At 65.7% G+C, this 20,713-nt stretch carries 18 protein-coding genes; 10 read left to right on the top strand and 8 right to left on the bottom strand.

Annotated elements, in window-relative coordinates; genetic code table 11:
* The first annotated feature begins 95 nt into the window (after window positions 1-95).
* Window positions 96-1,688: a gamma-glutamyltransferase gene (gene ggt / locus ACVJ6E_RS16915; RefSeq protein ID WP_120269973.1), complete on the top strand. Its 1,593-nt coding sequence runs from the start codon at window positions 96-98 to the stop codon at window positions 1,686-1,688.
* 88 nt (window positions 1,689-1,776) lie between these two features.
* On the opposite strand, the gene ACVJ6E_RS16910 is transcribed toward ggt, so the two are convergent.
* The 5 genes from ACVJ6E_RS16910 to ACVJ6E_RS16890 all read right to left on the bottom strand — a co-directional run bounded on the left by ACVJ6E_RS16910 (window position 1,777) and on the right by ACVJ6E_RS16890 (window position 5,600).
* The gene (locus ACVJ6E_RS16910) at window positions 1,777-2,043 is read right to left on the bottom strand and encodes a hypothetical protein (protein WP_120269972.1); all 267 of its coding nucleotides are present in this window, start codon (window positions 2,041-2,043) and stop codon (window positions 1,777-1,779) included.
* A gap of 268 nt (window positions 2,044-2,311) precedes the next feature.
* Window positions 2,312-2,737, bottom strand: a complete 426-nt coding sequence (locus ACVJ6E_RS16905; protein WP_120269971.1) for a hypothetical protein — start codon at window positions 2,735-2,737, stop codon at window positions 2,312-2,314.
* A 240-nt stretch (window positions 2,738-2,977) separates the two neighbouring features.
* Window positions 2,978-4,321, bottom strand: coding sequence for an ammonium transporter (locus ACVJ6E_RS16900; protein ID WP_120269970.1), 1,344 nt, complete (start codon window positions 4,319-4,321; stop codon window positions 2,978-2,980).
* Between the two features lie 23 nt (window positions 4,322-4,344).
* Window positions 4,345-4,683, bottom strand: a complete 339-nt coding sequence (locus ACVJ6E_RS16895; RefSeq protein ID WP_120269969.1) for a P-II family nitrogen regulator — start codon at window positions 4,681-4,683, stop codon at window positions 4,345-4,347.
* A 356-nt stretch (window positions 4,684-5,039) separates the two neighbouring features.
* Window positions 5,040-5,600 carry a DUF924 family protein gene (locus tag ACVJ6E_RS16890; RefSeq protein ID WP_120269968.1) on the bottom strand — a complete coding sequence of 187 codons (561 nt, stop codon included), beginning with the start codon at window positions 5,598-5,600 and terminating at the stop codon, window positions 5,040-5,042.
* Between the two features lie 115 nt (window positions 5,601-5,715).
* Here ACVJ6E_RS16890 and ACVJ6E_RS16885 point away from each other — a divergent pair, with 115 nt between their 5' ends.
* Window positions 5,716-5,949 carry a sulfurtransferase TusA family protein gene (locus tag ACVJ6E_RS16885; protein ID WP_245165154.1) on the top strand — a complete coding sequence of 78 codons (234 nt, stop codon included), beginning with the start codon at window positions 5,716-5,718 and terminating at the stop codon, window positions 5,947-5,949.
* A 9-nt stretch (window positions 5,950-5,958) separates the two neighbouring features.
* Here the strand turns inward: ACVJ6E_RS16885 and ACVJ6E_RS16880 are convergent, their stop codons facing one another.
* On the bottom strand, window positions 5,959-6,252 hold the full coding sequence (locus ACVJ6E_RS16880) for a 4a-hydroxytetrahydrobiopterin dehydratase (protein ID WP_120269967.1): 294 nt from the start codon (window positions 6,250-6,252) through the stop codon (window positions 5,959-5,961).
* 131 nt (window positions 6,253-6,383) lie between these two features.
* Between ACVJ6E_RS16880 and ACVJ6E_RS16875 the strand changes: the two genes are divergently transcribed.
* Together ACVJ6E_RS16875 and ACVJ6E_RS16870 are read left to right on the top strand one after the other, a co-directional pair.
* Window positions 6,384-6,833: a low molecular weight protein-tyrosine-phosphatase gene (locus ACVJ6E_RS16875; protein WP_491676490.1), complete on the top strand. Its 450-nt coding sequence runs from the start codon at window positions 6,384-6,386 to the stop codon at window positions 6,831-6,833.
* A gap of 130 nt (window positions 6,834-6,963) precedes the next feature.
* Window positions 6,964-7,416, top strand: coding sequence for a baeRF12 domain-containing protein (locus tag ACVJ6E_RS16870; protein WP_120269965.1), 453 nt, complete (start codon window positions 6,964-6,966; stop codon window positions 7,414-7,416).
* Between the two features lie 30 nt (window positions 7,417-7,446).
* On the opposite strand, the gene ACVJ6E_RS16865 is transcribed toward ACVJ6E_RS16870, so the two are convergent.
* Both ACVJ6E_RS16865 and pyc read right to left on the bottom strand, forming a co-directional pair.
* Complete coding sequence (locus ACVJ6E_RS16865; RefSeq protein ID WP_120269964.1) at window positions 7,447-8,655, bottom strand: DNA glycosylase AlkZ-like family protein; 1,209 nt, start codon at window positions 8,653-8,655, stop codon at window positions 7,447-7,449.
* A gap of 7 nt (window positions 8,656-8,662) precedes the next feature.
* On the bottom strand, window positions 8,663-12,130 hold the full coding sequence (gene pyc / locus ACVJ6E_RS16860) for a pyruvate carboxylase (protein ID WP_120269963.1): 3,468 nt from the start codon (window positions 12,128-12,130) through the stop codon (window positions 8,663-8,665).
* 821 nt (window positions 12,131-12,951) lie between these two features.
* Between pyc and ACVJ6E_RS16855 the strand changes: the two genes are divergently transcribed.
* The 6 genes from ACVJ6E_RS16855 to gmd all read left to right on the top strand — a co-directional run bounded on the left by ACVJ6E_RS16855 (window position 12,952) and on the right by gmd (window position 20,710).
* Entirely contained in the window at window positions 12,952-16,059 is a 3,108-nt protein-coding gene (locus ACVJ6E_RS16855) for a helicase-related protein (protein ID WP_208996812.1), read from the top strand.
* An 83-nt stretch (window positions 16,060-16,142) separates the two neighbouring features.
* Entirely contained in the window at window positions 16,143-16,586 is a 444-nt protein-coding gene (locus tag ACVJ6E_RS16850; RefSeq protein WP_120270212.1) for an RNA-binding S4 domain-containing protein, read from the top strand.
* 324 nt (window positions 16,587-16,910) lie between these two features.
* Window positions 16,911-17,249 (top strand): ferredoxin FdxA, encoded by a 339-nt coding sequence (gene fdxA / locus ACVJ6E_RS16845; protein WP_067224455.1) that lies wholly within the window; start codon window positions 16,911-16,913, stop codon window positions 17,247-17,249.
* Between the two features lie 410 nt (window positions 17,250-17,659).
* Complete coding sequence (locus ACVJ6E_RS16840) at window positions 17,660-18,241, top strand: CarD family transcriptional regulator (RefSeq protein ID WP_067224457.1); 582 nt, start codon at window positions 17,660-17,662, stop codon at window positions 18,239-18,241.
* A gap of 365 nt (window positions 18,242-18,606) precedes the next feature.
* Window positions 18,607-19,476, top strand: a complete 870-nt coding sequence (locus tag ACVJ6E_RS16835; protein WP_371811440.1) for an RNA polymerase factor sigma-32 — start codon at window positions 18,607-18,609, stop codon at window positions 19,474-19,476.
* Between the two features lie 154 nt (window positions 19,477-19,630).
* Window positions 19,631-20,710, top strand: a complete 1,080-nt coding sequence (gene gmd / locus ACVJ6E_RS16830) for a GDP-mannose 4,6-dehydratase (protein WP_120269961.1) — start codon at window positions 19,631-19,633, stop codon at window positions 20,708-20,710.
* Window positions 20,711-20,713: the final 3 nt, after the last annotated feature.

Below are 20,713 nucleotides of genomic sequence, written 5' to 3'. Positions count from 1 at the left end.
CCCGCCGACCGGCGGACCTTCCCATATGACGACACTTGCGCCGACCACGGTCCCCAGACCTGCGGCCCGGCGCGGGGCCAGAACAAGGACAGGCGATGCGCGACTTCCATGCTCCGGGACGCTCCTGCGTCCATGCCACCACCGCGATGGCGGCAACCTCGCATCCGCTGGCGAGCGCGGCCGCACTGGAAATGTTGCAGGCCGGAGGCAATGCTGTCGACGCCGCCGTGGCCGCCTCGGCGGTGCTTGCGGTCGTCGAGCCGCAGATGACCGGGATCGGCGGCGACTGTTTCGCCATCGTCGCGCGCCCCGACGGGTCCATCCACGGCATCAACGGATCGGGACCGGCCCCCAAGGCGGCAACGCCGGCGCGCCTCGCCGAGCTGGGGGTCACCAGCATCGATCCGCAAGGCCCTCACTCCGTCACCGTGCCCGGTGCCATTCGCGCCTGGCACGACCTGCTTTCCGCCCATGGCCGCCGCGGTTTCGCAGAGGTGCTCAAGCGCGCGATCTCCTATGCCAGGGACGGCTATCCGGTGGCACCGCGCGTTGCCCATGACTGGGCGCTGGCAGTGCCGAAGCTCGCCGCCGACCCCGGCGCGCGGGAAAGCTATCTCTTCGGCGGCGCCGCGCCCAAAGCAGGCGACATCATCCGCCAGCCGGCGCTGGCACGCACCCTGCAGAAGATCGCCTCGGAAGGCCCTTCCGGCTTTTACGAAGGCGAGGTCGCCCGCGATATCGTCGACACGCTGGCCGCGCGCGGCGGCCTGATGAGCCTCGACGATCTCGCCGGCATGACCATCCTGCCGATGCCGCCGGTGATCCGGTCCTATCGCGGCATCGACGTGGCCGAGCTGCCGCCCAACGGCCAGGGCTTCATTGCGCTGGTCATGCTGGGGCTGCTGGAACGCTTCGATCTCGCCTCTCTCGATCCGCTTGGCACAACCCGCTTCCATCTCGAGCTGGAGGCCGGCCGGCTCGCCTATTCGGTGCGCGACCTGTTTCTCGCCGATCCCGACCACATGCAGCACGGACTGGACGCCTTCCTGTCCCCCGCCTATCTCGACCGGCTGGCGGCACGGATCTCCCCGACGGCCCGCATTCCGGAGATTCCGCCTGCCCTGCTCGGCCCCTCGTCCGACACGATCTATCTCACGGTGGTCGATGGCGAAGGCATGGCCGTCTCCTTCATCAATTCCGTCTACAAGAGCTTCGGATCGGGCATCTGCGCGCCGAAGAGCGGCGTCATGCTGCAGAACCGCGGCGCCTGCTTCCGCCTGGAACCGGGACATCCGAACTGTATCGACGGCGGCAAGCGGCCGTTGCACACGATCATTCCAGCCATGGCGATGAAGGACGGCCGTCCGTATCTCTCCTTCGGCGTGATGGGCGGCGGCTATCAGCCCTGCGGCCATGCCCATGTACTGAGCAACATCGTCGATTTCGGCATGGACCCGCAGGAGGCCATCGACGCTCCGCGCATGTTCTTCGACGAGACCACTCACGTGCTCCAGGCCGAACGCCACGTGCCGCAAAAGACGCTGGACGGGCTGCGCAAGCTCGGTCACCAGGTCGACCTCGTCCAGGAGGCCATTGGCGGCGGACAGGCGATCCTCATCGACCGCAGCCGTGGCGTGCTGATCGGCGGTTCCGACCCGCGCAAAGACGGCTGCGCTATCGGCTATTGAGCCGGCAAGCACAAGGCCAACGAAAAAAGGCCCGCGCGACACATCGCGCGGGCCTTTTGTCTCTCGGGGTCAGGACGGAAGGTGCCCGTCAGCGGCTGACGGCCAGAACCCGCCCGGGAGCCGCCATGCGCGGCTGGCGCTCCGCAACCCTGTAGGCGTCGATCGCCTGATCAGGGGCGGCCCGCCGCCTGACCCGCATCTGCGGAACATGTTCGCGCATGGCGATCAGCTGGGCCAGAAAGGCGGCATCCGGGCGATAGAGACGGGCGAAACGGTCAGCTCGCGGTTCGCTGACGGGAGCAACCGGCACCACCGCCCGCGCGGCGGAGCCTGACGCAGGCCCGCCGACAGCCATGGACGGGGCCGCATCTGCGACCCGTCGGCTCTCTCTTGGTCCTGCTGCGGGACGTCTGCCCTGCTCGATCCGCATTTCCGCCTCCCAGGCGTGCCAATTTGATACATTGGCGTTGTTCCTAGGGAATTTAGCGCAAATGCCGTGCCAGGCGATAACCTTTTGTTAACTTTTAACGTAGGGGCAGACTGAATCCACGGTTTCTCCCCGACTTCCTGGCGGCAAAAAACAACGGTTTGCCGTCTTTTGTGACCGGGGCCTGTGTCGCCGACTAGCGATAGGTATCGCCGTTGGAAACTCCGAAATCGCGGCGAGCGCCCGTGATGGTGATCGAGAAACCCGCGATCACGTCGACCAGAGAAACACACATCAGGATGAAGAAGACCGACGTCGCGGCCTCGCGAACCGTCAGGAATTCGACCAGATAGGCAATGAGGACGAGCGTCGAGAAGATGTGGTCGGTCAAGGCAGAGACGCCCGTGCGGGTCGCCTTGAGCAGCTCGACGAAAAGCAGCACCAGCGCGCACAGGATCATCAGGTCGCCGCCCAGCAGCGAGAAGCTGGCACCCGACACGAGATCAATGGTCATCACCGGAGCGGCCCAGGGCGTGCCGGCACCCCCGAGAAGGCCGAAAGCCAGCACGTTGTAGACGACCAGCGGCAACACGGTGAGCGGGATCGAAGCGATGAGCGGCATGACGTGTCCTCGTTGCATCCGGCACGGGGCCCATGCCGACGCCGCCTGGCTGCTGCTTGCACCGGCGGCCGGACGGGCGAATCACGCAAACCGGGCCAGAAGCGAAGATGACCGGCAGGATCTCGCCAGGCAACAATACCGCCGCGATCCGGCACGAAAAAAGCCCGGGGCAGACAGCCCCGGGCTTCAAGGTGCAGCCGTCGGTCACGCCGGCTGCTTCGGGAGATGGGTCGGGAGGGCTCAGACGCGCTGGCTGCCCTGACCGAATTCCGGATAGGCCTCGATGCCGACCTCGGCCTTGTCGAGACCAAGGGCCTCTTCCTCGGCCGAAGCGCGGATACCGATCGTCGACTTCAGGATCAGCCAGACCACCAGGCTGATGACGAAGGCGAACACGCCGTAGGCGACGATGCCGATGATCTGGACCGAGTAGGACGCATCGCTGTTGGACAGCGGCACGATCAGCGTGCCCCAGATGCCGGCCACGAGGTGGACCGGGATCGCGCCGACGACGTCGTCGATCTTCAGCTTGTCGAGCAGCGGCACGGTGAAGACCACGATCACGCCACCGACGGCACCCACGAACACGGCCTGCCAGACGGACGGGGCGAGCGGCTCGGCGGTGATGGAGACCAGACCGGCAAGCGCACCGTTCAGGGCCATCGTCACGTCGACCTTCTTGTAGAGCACCTGCGTCAGGATCACCGCCACGACCACGCCGGCGGCAGCCGCCATGTTGGTGTTGGCGAAGATGCGGGAGACGTCGGTCACGTCAGCGATGGTGCCCATGGCGAGCTGCGAGGCGCCGTTGAAGCCGAACCAGCCGAGCCACAGGATGAACGTGCCGAGGGTCGCGAGCGGCATGGACGAGCCCGGCATCGGGTGGACGCCATTGGCCGTGTACTTGCCGTTACGGGCGCCGAGCACCAGGGCACCGGCGAGCGCTGCCCAACCGCCGACCGAGTGGACGAGCGTGGAACCGGCAAAGTCGGAGAAGCCCATGCCGTCGAGCCAGCCCGCACCCCACTTCCAGGAGCCGGCGATCGGATAGATGAAGCCGGTCAGGACGACAGTAAAGATCAGGAAGGGCCACAGCTTGATACGCTCGGCCAGAGTACCGGAGACGATCGAGGCCGTGGTGGCGCAGAAGACCATCTGGAAGTACCAGTCGGAAGCGGTCGAGTAGCCCGTGTCGAGGGCATTGCCGCCGACCGCGTCGAAGGCGTACGGGCCGAAGGAGCCGAGGTAGCCGCCGTCGACGCCCGTGTACATCAGGTTGTAACCGGTGATCCAGAACATCAGGCCAGCAATCGAGTACAGCGTGATGTTCTTCAGGCACTGCATGGAGACGTTCTTGGCGCGGACCATGCCGGCCTCGAGCATGGCGAAACCGGCCGCCATCCACATGACCAGGAAGCCGCCGATGAGGAACAGCAGCGTGTTGAAGATATAGGCCGTTTCGGAGGCCAGCGCGAACTGCGGGGCTTCGGGAGCAGCAGCCGCCGTGTCTTGCGCGAAAGCCGTACCAGCCGCCGCGAGAAGCGCAAGCGAGGCCGTTCCGACAAGCTTCAGAGTTGTTTTCATTGGAATTCCCCTGCTCGAATGGATCAAAGCGCGGTGGCGTCGGTTTCGCCGGTGCGGATGCGCTGAACCTGGTCGAGCGCGTAGACGAAGATCTTGCCGTCGCCGATCTGGCCGGTCTTGGCGGCAGTGGCGATCGCCTCGACCACCTTGTCGGCGAGCTCCGAGGTGACCGCGACCTCGATCTTCAGCTTGGGCAGGAAGCTCACGGCGTATTCGGTGCCACGATAGATTTCCGTGTGCCCCTTCTGCCGCCCGTAGCCCTTGACTTCGGTCACCGTCAGTCCCTGAACGCCGATGCTCGTGAGGGCGTCGCGCACCTCGTCGAGCTTGAACGGCTTGATGATGGCCATCACGATTTTCATGCTCGCTTCCGTTCCTTTCCCTGCTTCGCTTCCCCGGCCCGTTGCGGCAGGCGCGTTTCGGCTGGATTTGGCGGACCGGAGGTTGCCGGCAGGGCCTGACAACCGGGCGATCCGTTTAACGCCGGCTCTCAGGTATCAAGGAGCGTGCCAACTCGTGCTGCGGCGCAAAAAAGCACCGGAAAGCAACGTCGGGAATTTCCAGAAAACCAATGTTTACAAATAGATAAATACTAGCCTCGAGATCGCCTGCAACGGGGCGAATGACGCTTTCCGCCCCCACAGGATTTGCACAAAAAATAGCCACATCCGACAACCGAATGTGGCTAAATTATGTGCACAAGTTTTGGGCAATCCGATCAGGCGCTGAAGCCGCCATCAGCCAGATAGGCTGCTTCCGCTGCCGTCGTCTCGCGGCCCAGTGCCAGGTTGCGATGGGGGAACCGGCCGAACCGCCGGATCACGTCCAGATGGATCAGGGCATAGAGATAGGCCTGCTCTTCGCCGTGACGACGGAACAGGTCGACGCTGCGCTCCTGATCGGACATCTCCTCGGAATGCTCGAACGGCAAGTAGAAGAAAGGGCGCGCCGCCTTCGGGAACGCACGGTCGAAGCCGGCGTCAACCGCCGCCCGGGCGATGCGGCGCGCCCGCTCGTCGGACGCAAAGGCCAGCGCATCGCCGCGAAACAGGTTTCGCGGAAACTGGTCGAGCAGGAGCAACAGGGCGAGCGCGCCATGCGGCGTCTGCGCCCATTCGTCCAGGGCCCCGTCCCGCGCCTCTTCGACAAGCGAAGCGAACTGCTCGCGGATCTTCGTGTCGAAGTCATCGTCACGCGTGAACCACTTCGCAGGCCCCGCCGTCCACCAGAAATCCAGAATGTCGATCGCCTCGGGCTTGCCGCTGCTGGTCACGGGCATATTCTCCTGTCTGATTGAGGATCCACCCACCTGGCCACAGGCAGAGGATGGACGAAAAGCGAGGGCACGCGGGCATCATGCCAGCCTGCCCTCTCATATCGGCGGGGAGCGCGCGTTGGACAAGGTCGATCTGGAGCTGGACCTCAAGGGGCTGAAATGCCCGCTTCCGGTCCTCAAGACCCGCAAGGCCATAACCGGTCTGAAGGCGGGTGCACGGGTGCGCGTGCTGTCGACCGACCCCATGTCCGTGATCGACATTCCGCATTTCTGCCAGGAGGCGGGGCACAAGCTGATCGCGCGCGAAACCGATGAGGACGAGGTGCACGTCTTTCTGCTGGAGCGCGGCTGACACCAAAGGTCACCCCTGGGCAAGCGCGTCCATCTTCCGCGCGAGCCGTATATCGAGGTCGCTGAGACCACCCGCATCATGGGTGGACAGAACAACCTCCACCGTCCTGTACACATTGACCCACTCAGGGTGGTGGTTCATTTTCTCTGCAACGAGAGCCACCCGCGTCATGAAACCGAAAGCTTCGTTGAAATCCTTGAAGACGAAGCTCCGGGTAATCGCATCGCGCCCCTCCACCTCACGCCAACCCGACAACTCGGCAAGCGCATCGGAGCGGGCTTCGGGCGACAGTTTCTCGGTCATGGCGATCTCCTGCAGATATGGCGGCAGCCCTCGACAGCTTCTCCCCGCTCAAGGGATCATGCCTTGCCAGCCATGACAACCGCCCCACCCGAACGCCCGCCGGTGGACCATTCGCCCGGCAAGGAGGCCTTGTGACCGCAATCCTGTTCGTCTGCCTTGGCAACATCTGCCGCTCGCCGCTGGCCGAGGGCATCCTGCGCCATCGCGTCGACGCCGCCGGCCTTTCCGCCGACGTCTCCGTCGACAGCGCCGGCACGGCCTCCTGGCACACCGGCAAGACACCGGATCCGCGCTCCATCGCGGTCGCCGCCCGAAACGGCATCGATCTCACGAGTCAGCGCGCCCGACAGGTGGCACCGTCCGACTTCGAGACATTCGACATGATCCTGGCCATGGATGGCGACAATCTCGCCGAACTTCGCACCCGCGCTACTGCCGGATCGCGGGCGGAAATCCGCCGCTTTCTCGATCGTGACGTGCCCGACCCCTACTATGGCGGTCCCGACGGGTTCGATCATGTCTTCCGCATGCTGGACGAAGGGTGCGTCCCCCTCATCTCCGAACTTTCTGGAAGTCTCTGACGCTGCCCCCATTCAAACCGACGACAAGCGTACCTACGTGTCTCTTGGGGCGGGGATCCCGTTCAGGGCTGGCAACCGGCAAGGTGGCCGCCGTCCGGACGGGCCGAAACGTCACGAAAGGAGGCCTGCTATGAGCGGTCTGCGCATCGAGCACGACAGCTGGGTTCTGGTCGGAGATGGCGAGAAGGCACTGTTCTTCCGCAACCAGGGCGACGCGGACTATCCCAATCTCGAGGTCCTGAGGGTCCTGGAGCAGGAGAACCCGCAAACGTCGGATCAGGGAACGGACGCGCCCGGGCGGCGCAGTGACGGCCCCGGCCCGCATCGCAGCGCCATGGAGCCGACCGACTGGCACATGATCGAAAAGCACCGCTTCGCCAGCCGCATTGCCGATACGCTCTACAAGGAGGCGCACAAGGGCCGCTTCTCCAAGCTCGTCGTCGTTGCCCCGCCGGTGACACTCGGCGATCTGCGCAAGGCCTTTCACAAGGAAGTGGCAAGCCGAGTGGTCGCCGAGGTCGACAAGACGCTGACCGGCCATCCGCCCGACGAGATCGAGCGGATCCTTTCCACCAAGAACTGATCGAAGGTTTGTAGCGGCAGCGGCGGCGCGTCAGCCCAAGGGCTCGCGCCGCCAGCCGTCGGCAAATACCACCCGCTCCATTCCGGTGAAGCGGGCCATGCGGGCGAACTCCGCCTCCAGGCGAGCAAGCCGCCCCTCACCCAGCCGCACGCCCGGCTCCGGCCAGAACGCCGTCACGAACAGCTCCCCTTCCGCACGCCGGCAGATCATGTCGACCCGGCCGATCATCCGGTCCTTCTCCATCACCGGATAGACATAGTAGCCGTAGGTGCGCTTGGGAGCCGGAACGAAGACCTCGATGCGGTAGAAGAAGCCGAACAGCCGCTCGGCCCGCTTGCGGTCCCGCAACACCGGGTCGAACGGGCTGAGGGTGCGAATGCGCGCCGGCGGCTCCGGCGCATCAGCCAGCAGGGAGACGATGTCCGGCCGCGCGACGCTGGCGCGCTTCGGCTGGCCGGGACCGAAATCGATCTCCACCGGCAGGACGGACTTTCCGGCCTCCTGCGTGCACCAGGCTTTCGCCTCTTCCGGCGAAACAAGGTCGTAGAAAGCGGCAATCTCACCGGACGTGCCGACGCCCAGCCGCTGCAAGGCTTCGCGGCAGGCCCAGTCAACAAAGGCCTCGTGGTCGACTTCCTGCTCAAAGTGCTCGCGTGGGATCACCCGTTCCGACAAGTCGTAGATCTTGGCGAAATTGTCCCGCGCCGTGACGGCGATCTCGCCGGTCCGCCACAGATATTCCAGCGCCGTCTTGCCCGGCTGCCAGTTCCACCAGCCGGGCTCCTTGCGGATGCGATCCCCATCGAAATCCCGGCCCCGCGAAGGACCGTTCACCCGCACGTGGTCGCGAACCCGGTCGATCTCGCCATGGAAGTCGTGCCCGTGCCAGTTGGTCCAGCGCGCCTTCAGCCGCTCCTTCTGGCGCGCGAAGCGGTGGCGCCAGTAGGGATAGGCACCGGACGGGATCACCGCTGCATCGTGCGTCCAGTTCTCGAACAACGCCCGGTCCCGCTCCAGCAGCCTGGTCAGCTGCGGTTCCCGGTAGGTCTGGTTGCGGGAGAACAGGATCTGGTGATGGGCCCGGGTCACCGTGTTGATGCTGTCGACCTGAACGAAACCGAGCCGGTCGATGAGATCGCACAGCTCCGCCTGCCCGAGGCGCCGCGAGGGGGCATCGGACAGGCCCTGCAGGTGCAGGAACACCCGGCGCAGGTCGGCAGCGGCGATCCTCAGCACCATCGGCGCATCAGCCCTCAGCCTCGAAGACCACCAGCAGGTCCTTCGCGTCGACCTGCTGGCCCGGCGTCGCCAGCACCTCCGCCACCGTGCCCGCACGGTCGGCATGGAGCGCCGTTTCCATCTTCATCGCCTCGATCGAGACCAGCACGTCGCCCGGCGACACGCTTTGTCCCGCCTTCACCGCGACAGTGGAAATGACACCCGGCATCGGCGCCCCAACATGAGCGGCATTGCCGTCCTCGACCTTGCGCCGTGCCGCGGCCCCGGCTGCTCCATGCGCCCGGTCCGGCACCTTGATGATGCGCGGCTGGCCGTTGAGCTCGAAGAACACCTTGCACTCGCCATTCTCGTCCGTCTCGCCGATAGCCTGGGTGCGCACGACCAGCGTCTTGCCGGGCTCCAGGTCGATCATCATCTCCTCGCCGGCCGGAAGGCCGTAGAAATAAACCGGCGTCGGCAGCACGTTGACCGGACCGTAGCGGTCTCTCGCGGCGGCAAAGTCGGTGAAGACCTTCGGATACATCAGGTAGGAGGCGAGATCGGTATCGGAGATCTCGCCGCCGGTCTTTTCCGCCGCTTCCTTGCGACGGGCTGCGAGATCATCGTCAGCAAGCAGCGAGCCGGGGCGCGCGGTGATCGGGGCCTCGCCCTTCAGCACCTTGGACTGGATGTCCTTGGGCCACCCGCCGGGCGACTGGCCGAGATCGCCGCGCATCATCTGGACGACGCTGTCGGGGAAGGCGACGTCCTTTTCCGGAGCCATCACATCGGCCACCGACAGACCCTGCGCTACCATCATCAGCGCCATGTCGCCGACCACCTTCGACGAGGGGGTCACCTTGACGATGTCGCCGAACATCATGTTGACGTCGTGATAGGCCTGCGCCACCTCGTGCCACCGGGTCTCGAGGCCGAGCGAACGGGCCTGTTCCTTCAGGTTGGTGAACTGTCCGCCAGGCATCTCGTGCAGATAGACTTCCGAAGCCGGCGCCTTGAGGTCGCTCTCGAAGGCCCGGTACTGCGCCCGCGCCGCCTCCCAGTAAAAGGAGATCTCGCGAATGGCACGCGCATCCAGCCCGGTGTCACGCGGCCCGTCGCGCAAGGCCGCGGCAAGCGAGCCCAGCGCCGGCTGCGAGGTCAGACCGGAGAAGGCATCCATGGCGGCATCGACCGCATCGACCCCGGCCTCGACCGCGGCCAGCACCGTCGCGGCGGAAATGCCGGACGTGTCGTGGGTGTGGAAGTGGATCGGCAGGCCGATTTCCTGCCTCAGGGCGGAAAACAGGCGCCGCGCCGCCTCCGGCTTCATCAGGCCGGCCATGTCCTTGACGCCGAGAATGTGGCAGCCGGCCCGCTCCAGCTCCTTCGCCAGCTTCACGTAGTAGGCAAGGTCGTATTTCGGCCGCGCCGCATCCAGCAGGTCGCCGGTGTAGCAGATCGTCCCCTCGCACAGCTTGTCCGCCTCGATCACCGCATCGAGCGAGACGCGCATGTTCTCCACCCAGTTGAGGCAGTCGAAGACGCGGAACAGGTCGATGCCGTTCTCGGCGGCGCGGGAGACGAAATCGCGGACCACATTGTCGGGATAGTTGGCGTAGCCGACGCCGTTTGCGCCGCGCAGCAGCATCTGCAGCAGGATGTTGGGTACGCGCTCGCGCACGGCCCTCAACCGCTCCCAGGGATCCTCGGTGAGGAAGCGCATGGCGACGTCGAACGTGGCCCCACCCCAGCATTCCAGCGAGAACAGCTGCGGCAGGCCGCGCGCATAGGAGTCCGCCACCGCTACGATGTCGAAGCTGCGCATGCGGGTCGCAAGCAGCGACTGGTGCGCATCGCGCATGGTCGTGTCGGTAACCAGCGCGCGCCGCTCCGCCTTCATCCAGTCGGCGAAGCCCTGCGGGCCGAGCTCGTCGAGAAGCTGCTTGGTGCCCTTGCGGATCTCGCCCTCATAGACCGGCGCAACAGGCGCAGGCGCATCCGCGAGGGGCTGCGGCCGGTTGCGGGTCTCCGGGTGGCCGTTGACCGTGACGTCGGCAATATAGGTGAGCAGCTTGGTGGCCCGGTCCCGGCGTGTGACCTGGAGGAACAGGGCCGGCGTCTCGTCGATGAAGCGCGTCGTGTAGCTGTTGGCCCGGAAGTCCGGATGACCGATGACGTTCTCCAGGAACACCAGATTGGTCGCCACGCCGCGGATGCGGAATTCGCGCAAGGCACGGTCCATGCGCTGCGCGGCCTCTTCCGCGGTCGGCGCCCAGGCCGTCACCTTTTCCAGCAAGGGGTCGTAGAAGCGGGTGATCACCGCCCCCGAATAGGCGGTGCCGCCATCGAGCCGGATGCCGAAGCCGGTGGCCCCGCGATAGGCGGTGATGCGGCCGTAGTCGGGAATGAAGTTCTGCTCCGGATCCTCGGTGGTGATACGGCACTGGAGCGCGTGGCCGTTCAGCCGGATCTCCTCCTGCACCGGCACCCCGGAGGCCGGCTCGCCGATCATCGCGCCTGCCGCGATACGGATCTGCGCCTTGACGATGTCGATGCCGGTGACCTCCTCGGTCACCGTATGCTCGACCTGCACGCGCGGATTCACCTCGATGAAATAGAAACGGCCAGTGTCGGCATCCATCAGGAACTCGACCGTGCCGGCACCGCGATAATGCGCTGCCCGGCCGATCCTCAATCCGTACTCGCTCAGTTCCGCGCGCTGATCCGCGTCGAGATAGGGAGCCGGCGCCCGCTCAACGACCTTCTGGTGACGTCGCTGGATCGAGCAGTCGCGCTCGAACAGATGCACCAGGTTGCCGTGCGCATCGCCGAGGATCTGCACCTCGACATGCAGCGCGCGCTCCACCAGCTTCTCGAGATAGATCTCATCCTTGCCAAAGGCCGCCTTGGCCTCGCGCTTGGCCGCCGCCACATCGCGCAGCAACGCCTCCTCGTCGCGAATGACGCGCATGCCGCGACCGCCGCCGCCCCAGGATGCCTTGAGCATCACCGGATAGCCGATCCCGGCGGCGAGGCGGCGCACCTCGCCCATGTCGTCGGGCAGCGGATCCGTCGCCGGCATCACCGGCACCCCGGCCTCGATGGCCAGATTGCGGGCCGCAACCTTGTTGCCGAGCCGGCGCATGGTCTCCGGCGAAGGCCCGATGAAGACGATGCCGGCTTCGGCGCAGGCCTCGGCGAATTCCGGGCTTTCCGACAGGAAGCCGTAGCCGGGATGGATGGCGTCCGCCCCGGCCGCCTTGGCGACGCGCAGGATCTCCGGGATGGACAGATAGGCCTCGATCGGACCAAGCGGCTCGGGTAGATGAGGGCCGCGGCCGATCTGGTAAGCCTCGTCGGCCTTGAACCGATGCAGCGCGAGCTTGTCCTGCTCCGCATAGACGGCAACGGTCCGCATGCCTAGTTCGTTCGCCGCACGGAAAATGCGGATCGCGATCTCCGAGCGGTTGGCAACGAGAATCTTCCGAATAGCCAAGTCAGCCCCTCCTCCTGATGGACGACCCGCAGGGCCGTCCGTGCCTTAGCGTCACCGCGTTCTAGCTGCTGCACCGCAACAAGGGAAGACGGCAGGGACGAGAGGCCCGATAGGCCCGGCAAATAGCAGTCGGCAAACCGTCCCGTAATGAAACGAAGATGTTAACGCGCGTCGAGCAGACCGCGGCAACGCACTCGTCGCATCCTCATCATCCAGTCCGCCGCCCGCGCCGTGCCACAACATACGCCAGGAACATATCAGGAACAATATCCAGTCAGCGATTCGGACGGGCTTCGTTCGCGGTTTCGCCGTTTGATGAATTCGGCCCCGTAAATTTTAATGATTCGATTAACGATATCGAAAGCTTTCGAGCCGCCGGCGCAAATTCGTCCGGATCCGAATCGAATGGCGCAAATCCTTGAGCAGATTCACGATTTCGCCCTACATCAGACCGTCTACACAACATCTCGTAGGGAACGAAACCTGAATCTCCCGGAGTCATCGATTCGGTCCGGCTTTGTTCAGGACTCGTTCTGTTCACCCTTTTTCGGGCCTGCCCGCCCCCGATTTTCGAGCCCGTCCAGCGACAGCCGCAAGTCGGCTCGCAATGCCTTCCGCACCCCCTCGCCCCTTGCGGAAAACAGCAGGCGACAGCCCCGCGCAGACTGTGCTACCTCTCAGGTTAACGGGCTTGCGGTCGCCCGAAGCTTCCGCCGCAAGACCTCTCCGGACCCGGGCGCCTTCCCGTCGCGCGGTTCTACTTAGCAACGGATCTCGGCGGCTTTCGCCGTGGCACGGATCGCACAGCACAGCTGCAGCCAATGCTTCATTCCAGACAATCGAGGCCGTTTTCGGCCGGGGGCTACTCCGCCCCCACCTGGACCACGCTGCCGCCGCAGGCGCGCGCGCGGACGGTCACGGCGGTGCTTGGCCCGACCAATACCGGCAAGACCCACCTCGCCATCGAGCGGATGATCGCCCGCGAAACCGGCATCATCGGCCTGCCGCTGCGCCTTCTTGCGCGCGAGGTCTATGGCCGCATCACCGAGCGTGTCGGCGTCGACAAGGTGGCGCTGGTCACGGGCGAGGAAAAGATCATCCCCTCCGATACCCGCTACTGGGTGTCGACGGTGGAGGCCATGCCGCTCGATCTCGTGGTCGACTTCGTTGCCATCGACGAGGTTCAGCTCGCGGGCGATCTGGAACGCGGCCACGTCTTCACCGACCGCATTCTCAACATGCGCGGAACGCTGGAGACCCTGCTTCTCGGATCGGCGACGGCGCGCCCGTTGCTCGAGCGCTTGTTGCCGGGCCTCAACGTGGTCACCCGGCCGCGCATGTCGATCCTGGCCTATTCGGGCCAGAAGAAGATCACACGCCTGCCCGCCCGCTCGGCCGTGGTCGCCTTCTCCTCCTCGGAGGTCTATGCGATCGCCGAGCTGATTCGCCGCCAGCATGGCGGCGCCGCCGTCGTTCTCGGCTCGCTCAGCCCGCGCACGCGCAATGCCCAGGTCGAGTTGTTCCAGAATGGCGACGTGGAGCACCTGATCGCCACCGACGCAATCGGCATGGGTCTCAATCTCGACGTCGACCACATCGCCTTTGCCGGCATCCGCAAGTTCGACGGCTACCAGTACCGCATGCTGACGCCGGCCGAGATGGGCCAGATCGGCGGACGTGCCGGTCGCCACACCCGCGACGGCACGTTCGGTGTCACCGGCCGAGTCGATCCTTTCGACGAGGAACTGGTCGAAGCGCTGGAAAGCCACCGCTTCGATGCGCTCAAGGTGTTCCAGTGGCGCAACCGCGCCCTCGACTTCGACAGTGTCGAGAGCCTGCGCCGCACGCTGGACGAACCGCCGCGCGAACAGGGCTTGACCCGGGCGCCTCCCTCGGCCGACGAGACGGCCTTCGACCATGCCCTGCGCGATGAGGCCATCCGCCGGGTCGCCGCGACGCCGGAGCGGGTTCGCCTGCTCTGGGACGTGTGCCAGGTCCCCGATTACCGCAAGATCGCGCCGGCCAACCACGCCGACCTGATCGCCGGGCTCTATGCCCATCTGACCCGTAACGGGGTCGTTCCTGACGACTGGTTTGCCCGCCAGGTCGCCTTCGCCGACCGCGTCGACGGCGACATCGATACGCTGGCGAACCGCATTGCACATATCCGCACCTGGACCTTTGTTGCTAACCGTGGCGACTGGCTTGCGGATCCCGCCCATTGGCAAGGCGTGACGCGCGGCGTAGAAGACCGTCTGTCCGACGCATTGCACGACAGGCTCACCCAGCGCTTCGTCGACCGGCGGACGAGCGTATTGATGCGACGGCTGAGAGAGAACGCGATGCTTGAAGCGGAAATTACATCGGCAGGGGACGTGCTTGTCGAAGGACAGCATGTCGGACAACTGCAGGGCTTCCGCTTTGCACCGGATCCCTCGGCTGACGGCCCTGACGTCAAGGCCCTGCGCACGGCTGCCCAGAAGGCCCTGGCCAGCGAGCTCACCCAGCGCGCCGACCGCCTTTCGCGCGGCGCCAACGAGGACTTCGCGCTTGCCTCCGACGGGGCTCTGCGTTGGCACGGCGAGATCGTCGGCCGCGTGATCTCCGGCGAGACGGTGCTGACCCCGGGTCTCATCGTCCTGTGCGAGGACAGCCTCGACGCGGCCGACCGCGAGAAGGTCGAGGCGCGCCTCGTTCTGTGGCTGCGCACGCATATCGACACCGTGCTGAAGCCGCTGCGCGATCTGGAGATCGGGGAAGGCCTTGAGGGGCTTGCCCGCGGCATCGCCTTCCGCCTGGTCGAGGCGCTCGGCATTCTCGAGCGGTCCGAGATCGCCGAGGACGTCCGCCAGCTGGACCAGACGATGCGCGCCGGCTTGCGCCGCCTGGGCGTGCGCTTCGGCGCCTACCACATCTTCGTGCCCGCACTGCTGAAGCCGGCCCCGAGCCGCCTGATTGCCCAGCTCTGGGCGCTCAAGCACGGCGAGCCAGACATGCCAGGCCTCTCCGAGCTGCCCCAGCTGTCGGCCTCGGGCCGCACCTCGATCACGGTCGACCCGGAGATTTCCAAAGCGCTGTACAAGGTCGTCGGCTTCCGCGTCTGCGGGCCGCGCGCCGTGCGCATCGACATTCTCGAGCGTCTGGCCGACCTGATCCGCCCGCTTCTGGCCTGGAAGCCGCTGGACGCGGAAGTGGCCCCGCCCGAGGGCGCGGTTGCCGAAGGCGGCGGCTTCACCGTCACGGTGGCGATGACGTCACTGCTCGGCTGTGCCGGCGAAGACTTCTCCGCCGTGCTGAAGTCGCTGGGCTATCGCTCCGAGACCCGCGAAGTCACGCGCCCGGTTGCCGCGACCGCGGATGCCGCAGCGCCCGAGGCACCTGTGAGCGAAACCCCGGTAGTCGAGGCTCAGGCAGAGACGGAAACGTCTGCGGACGAGCAGGCCGCAGCTCCGGTAGACGCCGAGCCGGAAGCGGCAGAAGCCGCCGCAGCTCCTGCGGAGCCGGATGCCGAAGCTCATGCAGAGGCGGCAGACGCGGTCGCTTCGGAGACGACGCCCGCCGAGACTGCCACCGAAACGGTCGCCATCGAAATCTGGCGGCCAGGCCGGCGCGACCGTCGCCCGCAGGGCGCCCAGCGCGGCGGCCGGCGCCAGGAGGCAACAGGTGGCGAAGCCGCCGAAGGCCAGGGCCAGAAGCAGCGGACCAAGGGACGCGGCTTCGGCAAGGGCGGCAACCGCCAGCAGGGCCGGCCTGACCAGCAGCGCAGCGGCGGCGGTGGCGGCAAGGGCCGGAACGAAGGCTCGCGTCCCGACAACCAGCGCCCGCGCGGCACCAGGCCGGAACGCCCGGCGCGCGAGATGGATCCGGATTCGCCCTTCGCGAAACTGGCGGCTCTCAAGGCCGATCTGGAGAAGAAGCCACGCTCCTGACCGCGAACCGGCAGGGCTGACGGAGGACTGCGGCAAGGGTGAGCGACAACGCGACCACCGGACCGGCCACACCGCCTGCGGACATGACGCCGCAGCGGCTCGACAAGTGGCTCTGGTTTGCCCGGATCGTGAAGTCGCGCAGCCTTGCCCAGAAGCTGGTGAATGGCGGCCATGTGCGGGTCAACCGCGACAAGGCTCAGGCGCCGGCCAAGGCGATCCGCCATGGCGATGTCCTGACCATCGCCGTGGCAAACCGGATCCTTGTCCTGAAGGTCCTGGCCCCCGGCACGCGGCGCGGTCCGGCACCCGAAGCCCGGTTGCTATACCAGGACCTGGATCCATCGCCCAACGCATCACCCATCTCCGACGATGGCGAGGATGAGGACGAGAACACCGCGAGCCCGGGTACGACCAAGGCGAGCCCGGCCGGCCGAGACGGTCCGGCGCCCGGCAGGCGCGAACGCGGCAGCGGCCGCCCGACCAAGCGCCAGCGGCGTCAGATCGACCGGCTCACGGACAAGGCCTGAGCCAGCTCAGGTGCTTGCGCGCATTGCCCTGCGACACATGGTCCGTCGGCGCGACGCTTCAATTGCGGAGAAAAATCTTCTCCGGGAGCTATCATCGGCAACATATTCCGAACTTGAAGCCCATCGCCAAACCCGGTACGCAGGCATCAATAACCGCCCGCACACCGGCCGGCGCCCTTCCGGTCTCTCGTCCGGGACGGAAGCCGGCATCCCGCATCGGACTGCATCCGCGGAACGGAGACCGGGCCTCGATCTGACGGCCGCGACACGGCAGCGGCATGGCCTGCCGGTCGGCGGCAGGAATGGCGCCGCGAGAGGACTGCGATGACCTATATCGTCACGGACAACTGCATCAAGTGCAAGTACACCGACTGCGTCGAAGTCTGTCCGGTCGACTGTTTCTACGAAGGCGAGAACATGCTCGTCATCCATCCCGACGAATGCATCGACTGCGGCGTCTGCGAGCCGGAATGCCCGGCCGATGCGATCAAGCCGGACACGGAGCCGGGTCTGGAAAAGTGGCTGGAGCTGAACACGGAATATGCGTCCAAATGGCCTAACCTGACGGTCAAGAAGGACGCATTGCCCGAGGCCGAGGAGTTCGACGGCAAGCCGAACAAGCTCGAGGCCTATTTCTCTCCGGAGCCGGGTTCGGGCGACTGAGACCCGGCCGCCGCCCCGCGCCTCTTGACATGCCCGATCCCCGGAGCGCGCCCTTGGCGCCCGGCTATCCCTGACGACTGCGGCGCCGGTTTCGGCCGGCTGCCGGGTCCCGTTTTGAAATCCACAAGTTTTGTGCTATAGTCTTTTCCTCAGTAATCGAACCAGTGGTCTCCCCTCCACGCGGAGGTTTTTTTATGGTTGCGAACCCTTCGCCACATGCGAAGGGGGGCGGCATCCCTCCTAGAACTGATCCGAGACCAGAGTTCGGTCGGCTGATCATCGAATAACGAACTCCGACGGGTTGTGGCTCGCCACAAGCCCGGTGGACGTGCGTTCTCTCCATGGATGGGCGACGCATCAGGCGCCGCCCCCGGCTTCTGGCCGCAACTGCGCAGGAGTAGCATAGGCGTATGGCAACAACGATGAAGAAAACCGCGCAGAGACAGGGTTTCAAGACCGGTGAGTTTATCGTCTATCCCGCCCATGGCGTTGGACAGATCACCGCGATCGAGGAACAGAATGTCGCGGGATATGCGCTTGAGCTTCTGGTGATCAATTTCGAACAGGACAAGATGACGCTGCGCGTCCCGGTCGCGAAGATCGCTTCCGTGGGCATGCGCAAGCTTGCCGATGCTCCCGCCGTGAAGAAGGCGCTCGAGACCGTTCGCGGTCGCCCGCGCGTCAAGCGCACCATGTGGAGCCGCCGCGCCCAGGAATACGAGGCGAAGATCAATTCGGGCGACCTGATCGCCATCGCCGAGGTGGTCCGCGACCTGTACCGGTCCGAGAGCCAGCCCGAGCAGTCCTATTCCGAGCGTCAGCTCTACGAGGCCGCCCTCGACCGCATGTCGCGTGAGATCGCTGCCGTGAACAAGTGCTCGGACACCGAGGCGATCCGCCAGATCGAACAGAACCTCGCCAAGTCGGCCAGCCGCAAGGCCGCCGCCGCTGCGACCGAGGACGAGGACGGGGAACAGACCGAAGCCGCCTGATGGCGACAACGGCACCGTCCGACACTTCGACGCCCGGCGCCACCCGCGCCGGGCGTTTTCTTTTGGTGCCCGCAAGATGCGGCGCGCCACCGCAACCTGAGACCCGCCAATCAGGTAAACTTATCGCGATCTCGAGGAACTTCTATTGGTCCTGATCGCATACAGGAGTCATGCTTGGTCCAAGAAACGCTGTCACCGATCTCACCGAGGCGGGCGCGTGCATTCCATGCGCCGGCGAGTTGAACCGAAACCGTGGTGACTGCGTATCATATGTCGATAGCAGACCAGTGGCACCCGAGTGGCAGCTGCATCGCCGCCCGGGGCCGGGCTTCCATCAGGGAAGCCGGGACGCGGAGGGACACACCGTGAGTTATCTTTCGGGCAACCGGCGTCAGATTGTCAGGGCCGCGATGAACGCGCCCTATCTCAGCCGCGAAGAAGAGCAGCAGCTCGCCATCGCCTGGCGCGACCAGGGCGACCAGGCTGCACTCGACCGTCTCAGCCTGGCGCATATGCGCCTCGTCATTGCGGTCGCGGCGAAGTACCGCAACTTCGGACTGTCGATGAGCGACCTCATCCAGGAAGGCCATATCGGCCTGCTGGAAGCGGCCTCCCGGTTCGAGCCGGAGCGTGAAGTGCGCTTCTCCACCTATGCCACCTGGTGGATCCGCGCCTCGATCCAGGACTACATCCTGCGCAATTGGTCCATCGTTCGCGGCGGCACCTCGTCCACGCAGAAAGCCCTCTTCTTCAACTTGCGCCGCCTTCGGGCGAAACTCTCCAGCGGCACCACGCGCATCAGCGAGGACGAACTGGTCGAGAAGATCGCCGAGACGATGGGCGTGAAGGTGCGGGACGTAGCGACGATGAGCGCCCGGCTGTCGGGACCCGATACTTCGCTCAATGCCCCCGTGCTCGAATCCGACGGATCGGGCGCGGACCGGCAGGACTTCCTTGTCAGCGAAGATCCGCTGCCGGAGGAAACGGTCGGCGGCGTTATCGATACCGAGCGGCGCACCCGATGGCTGGAAACCGCGCTCGGGGTGCTCAGCGAACGCGAGCTGCGCATCGTCCGCGAGCGCCGGCTGAGCGAGGAAGGCGAGACGCTGGAAGCGCTCGGGCAGAAGCTCGGCATCTCCAAGGAGCGCGTGCGCCAGATCGAGAGCCGCGCCCTCGACAAGCTGCGCGACGCACTGCTGAAGGTGCAGCCGGACAAGCTCGCCTATTGCGGCTGACGCCTGCGCATCGACTGCACAACGCTGTCAAAAAACGACTTCCGTCGCCGCATCTCCCCTCAGGGAAAGCGGCGGCGGTTGCCCTTGTCCCTTACGTGCAGTAGGAGGAACGACTGACAAGCTCGTTCTTCAGGCATCCGCACAGGGACTTCACATGACCGCACCTCGCGCGCTCATCACCGGCGTGACTGGCCAGGACGGCGCCTATCTTGCCCGCATCCTGCTCGACAAGGGGTACGAGGTTCACGGACTGAAGCGCCGCTCCTCCTCGTTCAACACCGGGCGGATCGATCCGCTGATCCAGGACCGGCACGAGGACGGCAACCGCTTCTTCCTTCACTACGGCGACCTCACCGACAGCTCCTCGCTGATCCGTCTCGTGTCGGAGATCCAGCCGACCGAGATCTACAATCTCGCGGCACAGAGCCATGTGATGGTCAGCTTCGAGACCCCGGAATACACGGCGAATGCCGATGCGACTGGCGTGTTGCGCCTGCTGGAGGCCCTGCGCATCCTGGGCATGGAAAAGTCCTGCCGCTTCTACCAGGCGTCCACCTCGGAGCTTTACGGCAAGGTCCGCGAGACGCCGCAGAGCGAAACGACGCCGTTCTATCCGCGCTCTCCCTATGCGGTCGCCAAACTTTACGGCTACTGGATCACGGTGAACTACCGCGAGGCCTACGGCATCCACGCCAGCAACGGCATCCTGTTCAATCACGAGAGCCCGCTGCGCGGCGAGACCTTCGTCACCCGCAAGATCACCCGCGCGGTCGCCGCCATCGAGCTCGGCCTGCAGAAGCAGCTCTATCTCGGCAATCTCGACGCCCGCCGCGACTGGGGTCATGCCCGCGACTACGCCGAAGGCATGTGGCGCATCCTGCAGCAGCCTGAGCCGGACGACTACGTGCTGGCGACCGGCGAGACCCACACGGTTCGCGAATTCGTAGAACGCGCCTTCGCGCGCGTCGGCCGCGAGATCGTCTGGTCCGGCAAGGACGAGGAAGAGACGGGCCGCGACCGGGCGAGCGGCGAGACGCTGGTTGCCATCGACCCCGCCTATTTCCGCCCGACCGAGGTCGACCTCCTGCTCGGCGATCCGACCAAGGCACGCGAGCGGCTGGGATGGAGCCACACGACCGGCTTTGCCGAGCTTGTCGACGAGATGGTGGATGCGGATCTCGAGCTGCTGCGCGTGGAGCGCCATGCCCGCCGCGCCTATGGCCGCGAGGACTAGGCG

The organism is Stappia sp. G46H5W (genome assembly GCF_058448995.1).
The sequence above is the reverse complement of the archived record's forward strand: the minus strand, read 5'-3'. Positions and strand labels throughout refer to the sequence as shown.

Coding starts and splice junctions, on each gene's coding strand:
- ggt (WP_120269973.1), top strand. CDS start 96: ATGCGCGACTTCCATGCTCCGGGACGCTCCTGCGTCCATGCCACCACC.
- ACVJ6E_RS16910 (WP_120269972.1), bottom strand. CDS start 2,043: ATGGCTGTCGGCGGGCCTGCGTCAGGCTCCGCCGCGCGGGCGGTGGTG.
- ACVJ6E_RS16905 (WP_120269971.1), bottom strand. CDS start 2,737: ATGCCGCTCATCGCTTCGATCCCGCTCACCGTGTTGCCGCTGGTCGTC.
- ACVJ6E_RS16900 (WP_120269970.1), bottom strand. CDS start 4,321: ATGAAAACAACTCTGAAGCTTGTCGGAACGGCCTCGCTTGCGCTTCTC.
- ACVJ6E_RS16895 (WP_120269969.1), bottom strand. CDS start 4,683: ATGAAAATCGTGATGGCCATCATCAAGCCGTTCAAGCTCGACGAGGTG.
- ACVJ6E_RS16890 (WP_120269968.1), bottom strand. CDS start 5,600: ATGCCCGTGACCAGCAGCGGCAAGCCCGAGGCGATCGACATTCTGGAT.
- ACVJ6E_RS16880 (WP_120269967.1), bottom strand. CDS start 6,252: ATGACCGAGAAACTGTCGCCCGAAGCCCGCTCCGATGCGCTTGCCGAG.
- ACVJ6E_RS16870 (WP_120269965.1), top strand. CDS start 6,964: ATGAGCGGTCTGCGCATCGAGCACGACAGCTGGGTTCTGGTCGGAGAT.
- ACVJ6E_RS16865 (WP_120269964.1), bottom strand. CDS start 8,655: ATGGTGCTGAGGATCGCCGCTGCCGACCTGCGCCGGGTGTTCCTGCAC.
- ACVJ6E_RS16855 (WP_208996812.1), top strand. CDS start 12,952: ATGCTTCATTCCAGACAATCGAGGCCGTTTTCGGCCGGGGGCTACTCC.
- ACVJ6E_RS16850 (WP_120270212.1), top strand. CDS start 16,143: ATGACGCCGCAGCGGCTCGACAAGTGGCTCTGGTTTGCCCGGATCGTG.
- fdxA (WP_067224455.1), top strand. CDS start 16,911: ATGACCTATATCGTCACGGACAACTGCATCAAGTGCAAGTACACCGAC.
- ACVJ6E_RS16840 (WP_067224457.1), top strand. CDS start 17,660: ATGGCAACAACGATGAAGAAAACCGCGCAGAGACAGGGTTTCAAGACC.
- gmd (WP_120269961.1), top strand. CDS start 19,631: ATGACCGCACCTCGCGCGCTCATCACCGGCGTGACTGGCCAGGACGGC.